Below are 15,035 nucleotides of genomic sequence, written 5' to 3' on the forward strand. Positions count from 1 at the left end.
TCGGATCGGATCAGCGGCCGTGCCGGCGCTTGAAGGCGAGAAGCCGCATCAGCATCTCGTCGCGCCACAGCACGCGTTCCGGCCAGTCCTCGAGCGGCAGAAGGGCCCGTCTTTCGCTTGCCACCTTCGCCACCAGATCAGGCGTCCAGGGATCGTCCTGGCCCCGCTCGGCGCCCATGCGTCGATAGGCCGGGCCCATACGCTCCGCATGCGCCTCGATGCCGCCTTTTGTATTGAGCTCGGCGGTTTCGAAGGGCCCCATGAAGGACCAGCGCAAGCCCAGACCTTCGCGCACGATCGTGTCGATGTCCTCGACCGAGGCGACATCGTCCCTGACCAGGCAATAGGCCTCGCGCAGGAGGGCGCCTTGCAGCCGGTTGAAGACGAAGCCTTCGATCTCCTTCCTGACGACGACCGGCTTGAGGCCGGTCCTGATCATGAGATCGCGCGCCCGTTCGAGCGTCTCCGGTTGCGTGAAGCCGGCCGGGACCAGTTCCACCACCGGAATCAGATAGGGCGGGTTGGCCGGATGGATAACCAGGCAGCGCCCCCGGCCAGGGAGATCATCCGCCCATTGCGCGGCGGGAATGGCCGAGGTCGAGCTCGCGAGCGTCGCCGTTTTGTCCATCACCTGGTCGAGCCGCCGCATGAGGCGGCGCTTGAGCTCGAGATTTTCCGGCGCGTTTTCCTGGACATGCACGGCATCTCGGACCGCTTCCGTCTCGCCGCAAATCTTGATGCGGGCCGCGATGGTCGGGGGTGCCTCGTCGATGAGGGCGAATTCCCGCAAGCGCTCGAGGCGCTGGGCGATGGCGCTCATGGCCTGTTTGAGGGGCTCTTCCTGCGGATCGAACAGGCGCACCTCAAGTCCGGCGCGCGCGAAGGCGATGGCCCAGGCGAGGCCGATGCTGCCGGCGCCGATGACGGCGATATTCTCGCGAGTCATTTTCCGTCAGGCCGGGAGCGAGGAGGTGATGCGCACGCTCGCCTCCTGCAGGATGGGGAGGAATTTGTCGGTCATGGTTTCGATGCTGACGCGCCCGGCATGGCAGCCGAGATTCATCGCCGCCGCCACAGCACCTGAGCGGCTGCGGATCGGCACGGCGAGCGAGCGCAAGCCCGCCTCGAGCTCCTGATCGACCAGCGACCAGCCTTGCCGCGCCACGTCGCGCAGTTCATCGCGCAATTTGACCTTACTGGTGATCGTCTGCGGGGTGAGCTTTTCCGGCGTGATCTTGCTCAATTGCTTGGCCAGCGCCTCTTCCGGCAGGGCCGCGAGGAGGACGCGGCCCATCGAGGTGCAATAGGCCGGCAGCCGGCTGCCGACGCTCAGGCCGATCGTCATCACGCGGTTGGTCGGGACGCGCGCGACATAGACGATCTCGAGATCATCGAGCACCGCCATGGAGCAGGATTCCTGGGTCTTCTCGACGACGCTGCGCATGATCGGCTCGGCGATGTCCCACAGCGTCATCGAGGCGAGATAGGCGAAGCCGAGATCGAGCACCTTGGGCCGGAGCTCGAAATATTTGCCGTCGGTCTGGGCGTAGTTCTCCTTGACCAGAGTGAGCAGGAAGCGGCGCGCCGCGGCGCGCGTCATCTGCGTCTCTTCCGCCACCTCGCTCAAGGTCATGCGCGGCCGGAAACGGCTGAAGGCGCGAATGACATCCAGTCCCCTGACGAAGGATTGCACATAGTCAGGATCCGCGCTTTCGCGATCTCTCATGATCTCCCTGTATCTCCCCTGGAGCTCTTGTCGTTGAATCTGGCCTGACCGCCGCGACGAAGGCTCTGCTAGATCGGTTGCAACATCTCCCTCTCGCCAAAATCGAGTGACCTTGACGGGGATCGGCTGATGCGAGTGATTGCCTCACCATCTAACATTTGTTCGGAAGCCGTGCAATCGGCAGCGGATCGACAGCACACAACCCCGGCAATGCGGCATTTCCGGCGGCCGCTCACCCCGCGTGCAGAAACTCCTTGACGAACATTAGTGCGAATATCGTATAGTCCCGCTCGCGCACAGCTTCCATACACAGAGAATGCATGATCATGGACAGGGTCGATCTCGACTACGCCTCTCATCTCGAAGAATTGGACCGGCGCTTTGTCCTGCATCCTTTCACGGTGCTCGCCGATCATCAGCAGGGTTCGCCCGGCATCATCGTCGAGGGCAAGGGCGCTGTCCTGCGCGACAGCCATGGCAAGGAATATATCGATGCCATGGCGGGGCTGTGGTGCGCCAATGTCGGCTATGGCCGGCCAGAGCTTGCCGACTGCATGAAGCGGCAGACGGAGAAGCTCTCTTATTATCATTCCTTCTCAGGCCTCGGCACCGATGCGCCGGCCGTCCTGTCGGAGAAGCTGATCAAGATGGCGCCGGGGCGGATGTCGAAGGTCTTCTTCGGCAATAGCGGCTCTGACGCCAATGACACGCAGGTCAAGCTTGTCTGGTACTACAACAACCTGCGCGGCCTGCCGCACAAGAAGAAGATCATCTCGCGGAGGCGCGGTTATCATGGCGTGACCGTGATGTCGGCGAGCCTCACCGGCTTCGACAATCTCCATAAGGGCTTCGACCTGCCGCTGCCGATGGTGCGCCATGTCTCGCCGCCCTATCGCCTGTGGGAGGCGGAGCCCGGCATGAGCGATGAGGACTTCGTCCGCAAGCTCGCCACCGAGCTCGAGCAGACGATCCTCAAAGAGGGGCCAGAAACGGTCGGCGCCTTCATCGCCGAGCCGGTGCAAGGGGCGGGCGGCGTCATCGTTCCGCCGGAAGGCTATTTCCCGGCCATCCAGAAAATCCTCAAGCACCATGACGTATTGCTCATTGCCGATGAGGTGATCAGCGGCTTTGGCCGGCTGGGCCGGAATTTCGGCTGCGAGGTGCTGGGGATCGAGCCCGATCTGATGACCATCGCCAAGGGCATCACCTCAGCCTATGTGCCGCTCTCGGGCTGCCTCGTCTCCGAGAGGATCTGGACGGTGCTGGTCGAAGGCAGCGCCCAGTATGGCGCTTTTGGCCACGGCTTCACCTATTCCTCGCATCCCGTCGCTGCCGCCGTGGCGCTCGAGAACCTGGCGCTCATCGAGCGCGAGCGGCTGATCAAGCGGGCGACGGAGCTTGGCAAATATATGCGCGAGCGCCTGGCCGAGGCCTTTGCCGGCCATCCGATGCTGGGCGAATTGCGCGGCATGGGGCTTGTCGCCGCGGTCGAATTCGTCGCCGAAAACACTGGCAAGCCACGGGCTTTCGCTCCACAATTGAAAGTCGCGGCAAGGATCGCGAAGAAGGCTTTTGCCTTAGGCGTGATCGTGCGCGCTTTGCCGGCGGCCGATACGATATCCTTCTCGCCGCCTTTCGTGACGACAACGGCGCAGATCGATCGCTGCGTCGAGACCGTGCGCAAGGCGGCGGACGAAGTTAAAGACGAATTGACGCGCGAGCGGCAATGGCAAGCCGCCTGATAGCGCATGATCCGGAAAAGTGGATACCGGTTTTCCGAAAAAGATCATGCGCAAACAAAGAGAACAGGGAGAGAAGTCGATATGAGCGAGACAGGCGGCCATCCATGGATGGGGAATTCGATCGCCTCCATCAAGAAGGAGATGCTGGCCGAGATCGGGGTCAAGTCGATCGCGGAACTGTTCGAGCAGATCCCGAAGGAGCATCGGCTCAAGACGCCGCTCAAGCTGCCGCCGGGCATCAAGTCGGAAGCGGCACTGCGCCGGCACTTGACCTCGATCCTCTCCCAGAATGAGAGCTGCGAAGACAATCTCAATTTCCTCGGCGCCGGCTGCTGGCAGCATCATGTGCCGGCGGTGGTGGATGAGATCGTCGGGCGCAACGAATTCCTGACCAATGTCTGGGGCTCGCCCCAGTCCGATGTCGGGCGCAACCAGGCTTGGTTCGAATATGCGAGCCAGCTCGGCGAATTGCTCAATATGGATGTGGTGGGCCTGCCGGTCTATTCCTGGGGCTGCGCCATCGGTCATGCCTTGCGCATGGCGTCGCGCATGACCGGCCGCCGGCAAGTGATCATCGCCGAGATCTTCGATCCCGAGCGCCTCTCGGTCGTCGAGAATTACTGCGAGCCCGTCGATATGCCGGGCCATATCAAGATCCTGCACGTGAAGGTCGATCTCAAGACCGGGCTCATCGACCTCGACGACCTCAAGCGCAAGATATCGAAGGAAACGGCGGCGGTCTATTTCGAGACGCCATCCTATCTGGGCCTGTTCGAGACCAATGCCGCGGCGATCGCCGATCTCGCGCGACGAAATGGGGCGGAGACCATCGTCGGCGTTGATCCGCTGACCCTCGGCATTGTCGATCCGCCGGCCGAGTTCGGCGCCGATATCGTCGTGGGCCCGAGCCAGCCGCTCGGCATTCACATGAATTGCGGCGGCGGTGTCGGCGGCTTCATCGCGTCGCGCGACGAGGCCCGCTATGTGCGCGAATATAACGGCTTCCTCATCAGCCTGACCGAGACGACGAAGCCCGGGCAATTCGGCTTCGGCCTCGCCAGCGCGCATCAGACCTCTTACGGCATGCGCGAGAAGGGCAAGGACTGGACCGGCAATTCGGTCTATCTCTGGGCCATCGCCAATGCGGTCTATATGTCGCTTCTGGGTCCCGAAGGTTTTCGCGAGCTGGGCAACCTCATCATCACCAATGCGCATGTCGCGGCGAAGCGCCTGTCCCGGATCAAGGGTGTCAAAGTCCCGTTCCAGGCCGGCTTCTTCAAGGAATTCGTCGTCGACTTCTCGCGGACGGGAAAGACCGTGGCGCAGGTCAACAAAGCGCTGCGCAGAGAGGGCATCTTCGGCGGCAAGGACCTGTCGGCCGAGATACCGAAGCTCAAGCAAAGCGCGCTGTACTGCGTGACCGAGATCCATGAGTTGGACGATATCGAGAGACTGGCGCAGGCCATTGAACGAGCGGTGAAGTCATGACCAAGGCGAAGAAGAACGAGAAAGAGCTCAGGGATTATCACGCCGCCCGCTGGGACGAGCCGCTGGTCATGCAACTGGGCTATGCCGGGCGTCGCGGCCAGGTCTTCGCCAAGCCAGAGGCGGCCGCCGTCAAGGTGGTGGGCGAGGCCAAGGATCTCGTTCCGAAGAAGCTCGCGCGCAGGAAGGCGCCCAAACTGCCCGAGCTCTCCGAGCCCGAGGTGCAGCGCCACTATCTGCATCTGGCGCAAGAGACGCAGGGCATGATCAATATCAGCCTCTTCGGCACCTGCACGATGAAATACAATGCGCGGGTGAGCGAGGCCTTGGCGCAAAGACCCTTCGTCGCCGACATGCATCCGCTGCAGCCCGATGACAGCATGCAGGGCATATTGGAAGCGATCCATGAGTTCGACTTGGGACTTAGGGAACTGTCCGGCATGGATCAGTTCATCTTCCAGGCGGGCGGCGGGGCGGACGCCGCTTACACCAATTGCGTGGTCACCCGCGCCTATCACCAGTCACGCGGCGAATTGGGCCGGCGCAACGAGATCATCACCTCGATCCAGGCGCATCCGTGCAATGCCGCGACCGCGGCGGCGGCCGGCTTCAAGGTGATCACCCTCAATCTCGATGAGGAGGGCTATCCCGCGACCGAGGCGCTGAAGGCGGCGGTCTCCGAGCGCACCGCGGCCCTGTTCATCAACAATCCCGACGACATGGGCATCTACAATCCCAACATCAAGGAATGGGTGCGGATCGTGCATGAGGCGGGCGGCCTCGCCTTCTACGATCATGCCAATTTCAACGGCGTGATGGGCAAGATCAGGGCGCGCGAGCTCGGCTTCGATGCCTGCATGTTCATGCTGCACAAGACTTTCGGCGCGCCGAAGGGCGGCGGCGGGCCGGCGGTCGGCGCCTATGGCTGCTCGGCAAAGCTGGCACCTTTCCTGCCCAAGCCTGTCGTGGTGAAGGACAAGAAGGGCTATCGCCTCGATTACGGCAGCAAGAAGAGCGCCGGTAAGGTGCGCGAGTTCTTCGGCAATGTGCCGCAGGTCATCAAGGCCTATGCCTGGCTCCTCGCCATGGGCCGCGACGGCATCGACGAGGCCTCTGACATATCCGTGCTCGCCAATAACTACATGGATCACCGGCTCGCCAAGATCCCGGGCCTCACGCGCTCCAACCCGCACATCACCAAGCATCGCATGGAGATGACGCGCTGGAGCCTCGGCAAGCTCAAGGAAGATACCGGTGTCGGCACCGTCGAGGTCGCCAATCGCATGGCCGATTATGGCATCGATCCCTATTGGATGAGCCATGAGCCCTGGGTCGTGCCCGAGCCCTTCACGCCCGAGGCCGGCGAGATGTATTCCAAGGAGGATCTCGATTACTGGATCGACGTCATCGCCAAGATCTCCGAAGAAGCCTATGCCGATGCGGAACTGGTGAAGTCGGCGCCGCACAAGCAGGCGATCCGGCAGATCAAGTCGGACTGGCTCGACGATCCCCAGAAATGGGCGATCACCTGGCGGGCCTATTTGCGCAAGCATGAGCAAAGCGGGGATGCTTCCGCACGCTCCACTTACGCCGCCGAATGACCATCTCCTTCAGGGGACCAAGCCTCGTGAGCCATTTCAAAGTCGCCGTATCGACCTTTCCCTACCTCTATTCGCATTCCGGCAAGGGAGCGATCGATCACATCGCCTCGCTCGGCTATCGCGCCATCGAGATGATGATCTTCCCGCCGCATTGCTGGCCGGCCGATCTGACGCCGAAGGAGCGCAAGGACATCGCCGCGCGCCTCGACGGCGACGGCCTCACCATCTCCTCCTTCTGCTACCCGCTGCTCGACAACAATCCCAATTCCGTCGACCGGCTGATGCGCCGCTATACGCTCGACCGCTATCGCGAGGCGATCGAGCTCGCGAGCGACTGGAACTGCCCTTTTGTCTGCGCCATCCCGGGGCCGGTCAACAGCCTCATCAATCCGCCTCACAAGTGGATGCGCGACTGGTTCATCGAGGGCATGGCTGAGCTCGTGCAGTTCGCCAAGGGCTCGGGCGTCGAGATCATCCTCGAGAATGTGCCCTTCACCTTCCTGCCGACCGCCGATGACATGCTGAAGGTCGCCGATGCGATCGATCCTTCGGTCGGGATCAATTTCGACATCTGCAATTCCGCCTATATCAAGGAAGATTACGGCGCCGCCATCCGCAAGCTGGGCTCGCGCGTGAAGAACGTCCATATCTCCGATTCGGGCTTCGGCGATTTCAAGCATGACCGGCTCGGCACCGGCATCGTCGATCCGGCGCCTGCCGCGAAGGCGCTCGCCGATATCGGCTATGACGGCTATACCGTGCTCGAGATCATCACCGACGCCATGCAGCCCGGCAATGATCCCGATGGCGACATCATCGCCAGCCACGACATCCTGGCCAAGCACGGATGGGAAAAACGGAAAGCGTGAAGCGCCGCTTCAGCCTCGGCCTCATCGTCAATCCGGTGGCGGGCCTTGGCGGCCGCGTCGGCCTCAAAGGCACGGACGGCCTTGCCGAGGAGGCGCTGCGGCGCGGCGCCGTGCCGCTTGCGGGCGAGAAGACGGTGCGGGCTCTTAACCGGCTGGAGGCGAAGCGGCATCCGCTCGTTCTGCTGATGACCGGCCATGGCGCGATGGGACATGAGGCTGCGGCGCGTTCGGGTTTCCTGTCCGAGCTGGTTTCCACGCCCAAGAGTCCGGTGACCGATGCACGCGACACCAAGGCGGCGGCACTCGAGATGATGCGGAAGGGCGCCGACCTTATTCTCTTCGCCGGCGGCGACGGCACGGCGCGTGACATATTCGATGTGGTTGGAGACCGCGTGCCGCTGTTGGGCATTCCGGCCGGCGTCAAGATGCAGTCGGCGGTCTTCGCCACCTCTCCCGAGGCGGCCGGCGAGATCGTGAGCGGGCTCGCGGCGCAGGCTGACCCGGCGCGTACGCAATACCGGCTGTCCGAGGTCATGGACATCGATGAGGATTTGCGGCGCGAGGGCGCGATCTCGCCGCGTCTCTATGGCTATGCCAGGGTGCCGCATATTCCGCGGCTCCTGCAGAACGCCAAGGCGCGCAGCATGTCCCTGAACGAGGCGGCGGTGGACGAGGCGGCGCGGGCGCTCGCGGGAAAGCTCGATCCGCAACGCCTCTATGCCATTGGCCCCGGCCGGACGACGAAAAAGATCCTGGAGGCTCTGGGCTTCAAGGGAACATTGCTCGGCACCGATCTTGTGGCTGGCGGTCGCCTCATCGCCACAGATGCCGATGAGCGGGCGATCCTCGCCGCGGCCGAAGGGTGGAAGCTCGGCATCATCGTCGGTGTCATTGGCGGGCAGGGCTATGTCTTCGGGAGGGGCAATCAGGAAATATCCCCTTCGGTGATCCGCCAGGCGGGCAAAGTAGGGATCACCGTCATCGCCGCGCAGGAGAAGCTCCTGGCACTGCCCGACAGGCGCCTCCTGGTCGACACGGGCGATGCCGGGCTCGACCGGGAGCTTGCCGGATTCTGGCGCATCGTGGTCGGACCCGATGAGGAAATGGTGATGCGCATCGCCGCCGCGTGAAAGTGAACACCCTCGCCCCGCAAGCGCAGCGCAGCGGGGAGAGGGGAGGGACCCGACGCGAAGCGGCGGGAGGGGTGAGGGGCATGGATGCCGACAACGAGTTTGAGTTCAGAAAATCAGCGAGAGGCCCCTCACCCTCCCATTGCTGCGCAATGGGCCCCACCCTCTCCCCTCTTCGAGGGGCGAGGGTGAAATGTGCGCCTCGCGAACTGCTGAAATCGGCCCGAAAGCGCCCGAGAAAGTTTGCATACTTCTAGTATACTGTTGACTAAGGCGCTGCGTTGCGCGAACATTAGTTCAAGCCGGCATCCTCGTAAGCTGCCGTCGCGAGCGGGCCTGAGCCCGCCTCGGTTCCACAGGGAGGGTACATAATGCTGAAGGGCATATTCTTGCGCTGCGTGGCGGCGCTCTTGGCCGTTGTCGCGATGGTCGGCATGGCCGAGGCACGCTCGCTCGACGACATCATCAAGGAAGGGACGATCCGCATCGGGATCAACCCGAATTTCCCGCCCATGAGCACCCGCAATGCCAGCGGCGAATGGGAAGGCTTCGACATCGATATCGGCAACAAGCTGGCGGAAGCGCTGAAGGTGAAGGTGGAGTGGGTCCCGACCGAGACGGCGCAGCGCGTGCCTTACCTCGTCGCCGACAAGATCGACCTGTCGCTGGGGGCGCTCACCCGCAATTCCGAGCGCGCCAAGCTCATCGAATATACCGTGCCGCTGCACACCGAAGTGCTGGCGGTGCTGACCACCGAAGCCATCACGCTCGATGACTGGAAAGGCTTCAACGACTCGAAATACACGCTCGCCAATATGCGCGGCAACTGGACGGTCGACTATCTCAAGAAGGAACTGCCGAACGCCAAGGTGGAACTGGTCGACACGATCGCCGACACGGTCCGCCTGGTGGCGCAGGGCCGGGCCGACGCCATCATCGAGAACATCGATTTCTTCATGGCGCAGACCAAGAATTTTCCCGATGTGAAGTGGAAGACGCTGCCGAACCCGATCGATGTCGCCTATTGCGCCATCGGCGTTCAGCGCGGCAACTATCCGCTGCGCGATGCGCTCAACATCGTGCTCTATAACCTGCATAGCGGCGGCGCCGTCAACCAGGCCTGGGAAAAGTGGTACGGCACCCCGATGCTGGTCAAGATCACGCCCAACCCGTATTTCTGATATGAACGATGATGAGGCGGCGGGCTTCCGTCACCGGAGGCCCGCCGCGCCTATTATGGGCGACAGGGGATGAATTACACATTCCAGTTCGGCGTGGCGCTCGACGGCCTGCCTCAGCTCCTGCAAGGCGCGCTGCTCACTTTCGAGCTCGGCGTCATCACCTTCTGGGGCGGGGCGCTGATCGGACTGTTCTTTGCCGCGCTCAAGACCTTCGGCAGCCGCCCGGTCCGCTGGCTGGCGCAGGCCTATGTGGTGTTCTTCACCAACACCCCGGCGCTCATCCAGATCTATTTCCTCTATTTCGGCCTGCCGGAATTCGGCATCCGCTGGAGCAACATCACTTGCGTGCTGATCGGACTCACCTTGAATGCCGGCGCTTACCTCACCGAGATCATGCGCGCCGGCTTCCTGTCGGTGAGGGCGACCGAGCTCGAGGCGGCCGAGACCCTGGGCTTCTCGCTGCCGCAGCAGATCCGCTATGTGATCGTGCCCCATATCGCCAAGACCATCTATCCGGCGATCGCCAATTTCTTCATCGTCATCCTGGTCATGGGCACGTCGATCGGCGCCGTGGTCGGCGTCAATGAGCTCACCGGCGAGGCCATCAATCTCTCGACCGAGAATTACCGCTGGCTCGAGATGTTCATCGTCGCGGCCTGCATCTATGTGGTGCTGACGCTCATCGCCAGCATCTCGCTGGCGCTCATCGGGCGCTGGGCCTTCCGCGTCAAGGCGAAGATCTTCTGATGCTCGAGCGGCTCATCAGGGAACTGCCGAGATTCTTTAGCCCAGAGAACCTGGCCTTCCTGGCGCAGGGCGTGGGGATGACGCTGGCTTTGACTTTCATCGGCTGCACCCTCGGCTTCCTGCTCGCATTCCTCCTGGTCTATCTGCGCCAGACGCCGGGCTGGTGGGCGGCGCCTTTGCGGCTTCTGGCGATCATCTATGTCGAGATCTTCCGCCGCATCCCCTTCCTGGTCATCACCTATCTGGTGCTGTTCTTCATCGCCGTCTTCGTCGACAATGCTTCGCTCTTTCTGATCGCCGTCGTCGCCATCTGCATCTATTCGACCGCCTATACCGCCGAGATCATCCGCGGCGGCTTCGAATCGGTGCCGCGCCAGCAGATCGAGGCGGCGCTGGCGATGAATTTCAGCCGCTGGAAGACGCTGACCCGGGTGATCATGCCGCAATCCTGGCCGGTCATCATCCCGCCTGCCGTTGCCTTCATGATCAGCTTCATCAAGGATACCTCGCTCGTCTCGCAGGTCGGCGTCTTCGAGCTCACCTTCCGCGGCAAGGAGCTGAACAATATGGGCTTCTCCGGCATCCTTGTCTTCGGGACGATCGCCCTGCTTTATTTCCTCATGTCCTATCCCCTGACGCGCCTCGGCGCCTGGCTGGAGAAACGTCTTGCCGCATCTCGACATCATAAACCTCAGCGCTGACTACGCTCATCTCAAAGTCCTGTCGGGAGTCAGCCTTTCCGTCGAGAAGGGCGAGGTCGTCTGCCTGGTCGGGCCGTCGGGCTCCGGCAAGTCGACCTTGCTGCGCGTGCTCATGGGATTGACGCTGCCGACGGCCGGCGCCGTCAAGGTCGATGGCCGCGAGATCGACTATCACAGCAAGGCGAGCGTCCGGGCGGCGCGCGACCGCATGGCCATCGTCTTCCAGCAATATAACCTGTTCCAGAACATGAATGTGCTGCGCAACATCACGATCGCACCGGTCGAGATCAAGGGCCGCCCGAGGCGCGAGGCGGAAGAAGAGGGGCGCCGCATCCTCGCCCGCATGGGCCTTGCCGAGAAGCACGCCGCCTATCCCGACCAGCTGTCGGGCGGCCAGCAGCAGCGTGTCGCCATCGCTCGCGCGCTGGCGCTCAAGCCCGAAATCCTGCTGCTCGATGAAGTGACCTCCGCTCTCGATCCGGAATTGGTGAACGAAGTGCTCGATGCGGTGAGAGGCCTTGCCGCCGAAGGCATGACCATGGTGATCGTCAGCCACGAAATGGCCTTCGTGCGCGAGGTCGCCTCAAAGGTGGTGATGATGGACAAGGGCAAGATCGTCGAGACCGGCGCCCCCCGCGAGCTCATCGACCGTCCGAAGACGGAGCGGGCTCGCGAGTTCTTCGGGAAGATCCTGCGGCATTAGCGTTGACACCTCCCACGTCATAACGTGCCCATGTCTCCTTGTTGTCCGCCATACTCGTCGTGGCGGCGCCACCATTCTTGGGGGTACTCGAGTTCATCTTCATTCCTGCTCCATGGCGCGAGGTCGAGGAAATGGTAGGTCCCCATCAGGGCCTCGACGCCACGGGCATAGGTCGAGTAGGTGTGGTGGACGGCGCCGTCCTGGAGCGCGAAGACGCTCATACCCTCCTTCTGCGGCTCAGGCTCGTCGACGTGCCGGTAATTGTAGTCGGCGCCGTTTCTCTGCTGCGCCTCCGTGAAGGCGGCGCCGAAGTCGTAGCTGAAGTCGCTCACGAGCGAGGAAACCCACGGGAATCGCCAGCCCATTTGCCGCTTGTAGCCCTGGAGCTCCTTGAGCGGAGCGATCGACGCACAAACGAGGGTAATGTCGCGGCCGTTCAAATGGGGGATGACACAGTCGAAGTGATCGGCGACGAGCGAGCATCCGGTGCATCCCTGGCGCTCGTCGGTGAGTCGGGCTCCATAGCCGAACATGAAGTGATAGACGAGGAGCTGCGAGCGCCCTTGGAAGAGGTCGGCAAGCGAGGCGCTGCCCTCATTGGTCTCGAATCGATACTCCTTGTCGATCCGAACCCACGGCAGCTCCTGCCTTAGCCGTGCCAGCTCGTCGCTCTTGCGCGAGAGCTCCTTCTCCGCCCTGAGCAGCTCGATCCGCGCGGCGAGCCACTGTTTGCGTGTCCCGGTGATGTGCTTCTTCATTGCTCTTTCCTCCTCATGTGAGTTGGTCATGAGATAGATTAGGTGGCCGGCATCGAGCGATGGGAGTTACAAGTGTGACGGGATTGCGATGTGCTCGAATGGGTTTAAGTGCTCGAGAGAATCAAAGAAGATTAGAGGCGCGCGGCGAATCTGCAGGCTTGGAGCGCCAACAAAGTGATAGGCATCCGGTTACGGCTGTCATATGGGAGTTAACAGTATGAATTTGCATCGTAAGTTGCTTCAACGGGAATCCTTGGGGCAGCCGCTTCGGATCGGTGTCATCGGTGCGGGCAAATTCGGGTCCATGTATCTGGCTCAGGCCAGGCGAACACCGGGAATCCATCTGGTAGGTCTGGTGGATTTATCTGTCCCAAGGGCGCGGGAAGTGCTGGCGAATACCGGTTGGGCTCCCGAACGGTACGCCGCCGAGAGCCTCGATCATGCTGTTCGGACCGGCGGCACCTATGTTGGCGATGATCCGGACGACATGATCTCTCACCCAGCGATCGATATCATCGTGGAGGTGACCGGCAATCCCCTGGCCGCGGTGCGGCACATATTGAAGGCGTTTACCGCCAAGAAGCATGTGATCAATGTCACCGTTGAGGCCGACGCATTTTGCGGACCGCTTCTTGCACGCAAAGCGGTTGAAGCGGGTGTCATCTATAGCCTGGCTTACGGCGATCAACCGGCGCTGATCTGCGACCTCGTCGACTGGGCTCGTACAGCCGGCTTCGCTGTTGTTTCAGCAGGGCGCGGGCACAAGTGGCTGCCGCATTTTGCAGCTTCGACGCCCGACACGGTGTGGGATCACTATGGCCTGACGGAGGAGCAGGCGCGGCTGGGCGGCCTTAACCCGCGGATGTTCAACTCGTTCCTGGATGGATCGAAGCCCTCCATTGAAAGCGCCGCCGTCTGCAATGCGACCGGCCTGGCGCCGCCACCGAATGGGCTTGAATATCCGCCGAGCTCACTGACCAGCATTCCGTCTGTTTGCCGGCCGAAATCCGAAGGCGGGCAGCTCCACTGCAAAGGCCAGGTCGAGGTGCTTTCCTCTCTCGAAAGAGACGGTCGCCAGATACCCGACAATTTGCGATGGGGCGTCTTTGTCGTGTTCGAAGGCGATAGCGAGTATGTGCGCCGCTGCTTTGGGGAATATGGCATGATCACCGATCCGAGCGGTCGCTATGGAGCGCTCTACAAGCGCTGGCACATGATTGGATTGGAGCTAGGCATCTCCGTGGCGGCGGTTGGCCTGCGTGGTGAGCCGACCGGATGCGCGACGGCATTTAGGGCAGATGCGGTCGCCACCGCCAAGCGCGACCTCAGGTCTGGCGAGATCCTCGATGGCGAAGGAGGCTACACGGTGGTCGGCAAGCTCATGCCCGCCGAGACTAGTCTTGCCATAGGTGCCTTCCCGTTGGGACTTGCCCACCAGGTGAAAGTCCTCAAGCCTGTCAAGCACGGAATGCCGTTGCTGTGGGAAGATGTCGAGTTCGATCCGACGCTTGAAGCCGTGCGTGTCCGCCGCGAGATGGAAGCTGTCTTTGCCCGTCCCGCTGAAGCAGTCACACAAAAGCTCGACTAGGTGGAAACAAATCAATGGTCATTGGTAGACACGGCGGCTACTTCGTGCTGCCGAGGTCGAGAGCCAGTTGCGAGGTCGGCAATTGGCCGAGGATCTGCACGACCTCGTCGATCAGCGTATCGGCATCGGCCTTGCCGGCCTGTTCCGCGGCCGCAGCGTCGCCTTTCTCGATGGCCGCGATCATGGCGAGATGCTGGTTGAGCTTGGGCAGCGGCACGCGGTCGTGGAAATGGTGCAGATACATGCGGAAGACGCGCTGGCCCTGGTCGAGAAGGCTGCGCATCCAGCTCGAGATGAAGGGATTGCCGCCCATTTCCGCGATCAGCGCGTGGAATTCGCGGTTGAGGCGGACGATGCCCATCACGTCCATTTCCTTATGCGCCGTCTCGAGCGCGCGCTCGATCTCCTTCAGATGGCTCAATTGCGCTTGCGTGCGGTGCAGGGCGGCGAGCCGGGCACTCAGACGATAGAGGAGCTGCATGGCGTCGAAATAGGCGGGCAAGGTGGCGAAATCGAACTGCGACACCATCGAGGTGCGGTTGCGCGGCGTCTCGACCAGGCCCTCGGCCGACAGGCGGATCAAGGATTCGCGCACCGGCGAGCGCGACAGATGGAATTCGCGGCTCAGCTCCGTCTCGTCGAGCAGCGTTCCGGGCTTCAGCTCGAGATTGAGGATCTTCGCTTTCAGGCTGTCATAGACGAAAGTGGCTCCGGTGCCGCGGGGCCTGCGGGCCCGGCGCTTGCCGGCGGGTTTGGCGTTCGTCTTGGTCGGGGCGCGTTTTTGCAACCGCTTTCTCCATCAGT

At 62.3% G+C, this 15,035-nt stretch carries 14 protein-coding genes; 10 read left to right on the forward strand and 4 right to left on the reverse strand.

What is annotated here, in order from left to right:
- Positions 1 to 10: 10 nt before the first annotated feature.
- Together DS839_RS30685 and DS839_RS30690 are read right to left on the reverse strand one after the other, a co-directional pair.
- A complete protein-coding gene (locus DS839_RS30685; RefSeq protein WP_119274354.1) occupies positions 11 to 946 on the reverse strand; it encodes a 3-hydroxyacyl-CoA dehydrogenase in 936 nt (311 codons plus the stop codon).
- A 6-nt stretch (positions 947 to 952) separates the two neighbouring features.
- Complete coding sequence (locus tag DS839_RS30690; protein WP_119274355.1) at positions 953 to 1,726, reverse strand: IclR family transcriptional regulator domain-containing protein; 774 nt, start codon at positions 1,724 to 1,726, stop codon at positions 953 to 955.
- A 320-nt stretch (positions 1,727 to 2,046) separates the two neighbouring features.
- Here DS839_RS30690 and DS839_RS30695 point away from each other — a divergent pair, with 320 nt between their 5' ends.
- From DS839_RS30695 to DS839_RS30735, 9 genes are all read left to right on the forward strand, one after another.
- Entirely contained in the window at positions 2,047 to 3,468 is a 1,422-nt protein-coding gene (locus DS839_RS30695; protein WP_368912017.1) for an aminotransferase, read from the forward strand.
- Positions 3,469 to 3,549: 81 nt separating this feature from the next.
- Positions 3,550 to 4,956, forward strand: a complete 1,407-nt coding sequence (gene gcvPA, locus DS839_RS30700) for an aminomethyl-transferring glycine dehydrogenase subunit GcvPA (protein ID WP_119274356.1) — start codon at positions 3,550 to 3,552, stop codon at positions 4,954 to 4,956.
- Entirely contained in the window at positions 4,953 to 6,554 is a 1,602-nt protein-coding gene (gene gcvPB, locus DS839_RS30705) for an aminomethyl-transferring glycine dehydrogenase subunit GcvPB (RefSeq protein ID WP_119274357.1), read from the forward strand. The genes gcvPA and gcvPB overlap by 4 nt, the downstream gene beginning before the upstream one ends.
- 26 nt (positions 6,555 to 6,580) lie before the next feature.
- Positions 6,581 to 7,423 (forward strand): sugar phosphate isomerase/epimerase family protein, encoded by an 843-nt coding sequence (locus DS839_RS30710; protein WP_162918913.1) that lies wholly within the window; start codon positions 6,581 to 6,583, stop codon positions 7,421 to 7,423.
- The gene (locus tag DS839_RS30715; protein ID WP_368912018.1) at positions 7,420 to 8,553 is read left to right on the forward strand and encodes an ATP-NAD kinase family protein; all 1,134 of its coding nucleotides are present in this window, start codon (positions 7,420 to 7,422) and stop codon (positions 8,551 to 8,553) included. The genes DS839_RS30710 and DS839_RS30715 overlap by 4 nt, the downstream gene beginning before the upstream one ends.
- A gap of 371 nt (positions 8,554 to 8,924) precedes the next feature.
- On the forward strand, positions 8,925 to 9,734 hold the full coding sequence (locus DS839_RS30720; protein WP_119274360.1) for a transporter substrate-binding domain-containing protein: 810 nt from the start codon (positions 8,925 to 8,927) through the stop codon (positions 9,732 to 9,734).
- A gap of 69 nt (positions 9,735 to 9,803) precedes the next feature.
- Positions 9,804 to 10,481 (forward strand): amino acid ABC transporter permease, encoded by a 678-nt coding sequence (locus tag DS839_RS30725; RefSeq protein ID WP_119274361.1) that lies wholly within the window; start codon positions 9,804 to 9,806, stop codon positions 10,479 to 10,481.
- Positions 10,481 to 11,182, forward strand: a complete 702-nt coding sequence (locus tag DS839_RS30730; RefSeq protein ID WP_119274469.1) for an amino acid ABC transporter permease — start codon at positions 10,481 to 10,483, stop codon at positions 11,180 to 11,182. The genes DS839_RS30725 and DS839_RS30730 overlap by 1 nt, the downstream gene beginning before the upstream one ends.
- A complete protein-coding gene (locus DS839_RS30735) occupies positions 11,148 to 11,885 on the forward strand; it encodes an amino acid ABC transporter ATP-binding protein (protein ID WP_119274362.1) in 738 nt (245 codons plus the stop codon). The genes DS839_RS30730 and DS839_RS30735 overlap by 35 nt, the downstream gene beginning before the upstream one ends.
- A 17-nt stretch (positions 11,886 to 11,902) precedes the next feature.
- Here DS839_RS30735 and DS839_RS30740 read toward each other — a convergent pair whose 3' ends face one another.
- The gene (locus DS839_RS30740) at positions 11,903 to 12,643 is read right to left on the reverse strand and encodes a DUF899 domain-containing protein (protein ID WP_119274363.1); all 741 of its coding nucleotides are present in this window, start codon (positions 12,641 to 12,643) and stop codon (positions 11,903 to 11,905) included.
- Between the two features lie 217 nt (positions 12,644 to 12,860).
- Here DS839_RS30740 and DS839_RS30745 point away from each other — a divergent pair, with 217 nt between their 5' ends.
- On the forward strand, positions 12,861 to 14,231 hold the full coding sequence (locus tag DS839_RS30745; RefSeq protein WP_119274364.1) for an NAD(P)H-dependent oxidoreductase: 1,371 nt from the start codon (positions 12,861 to 12,863) through the stop codon (positions 14,229 to 14,231).
- Positions 14,232 to 14,268: 37 nt separating this feature from the next.
- Here the strand turns inward: DS839_RS30745 and DS839_RS30750 are convergent, their stop codons facing one another.
- A complete protein-coding gene (locus tag DS839_RS30750) occupies positions 14,269 to 15,018 on the reverse strand; it encodes a GntR family transcriptional regulator (protein WP_119274365.1) in 750 nt (249 codons plus the stop codon).
- Between the last annotated feature and the right edge of the window lie 17 nt (positions 15,019 to 15,035).

This window comes from Taklimakanibacter deserti, assembly GCA_003574785.1.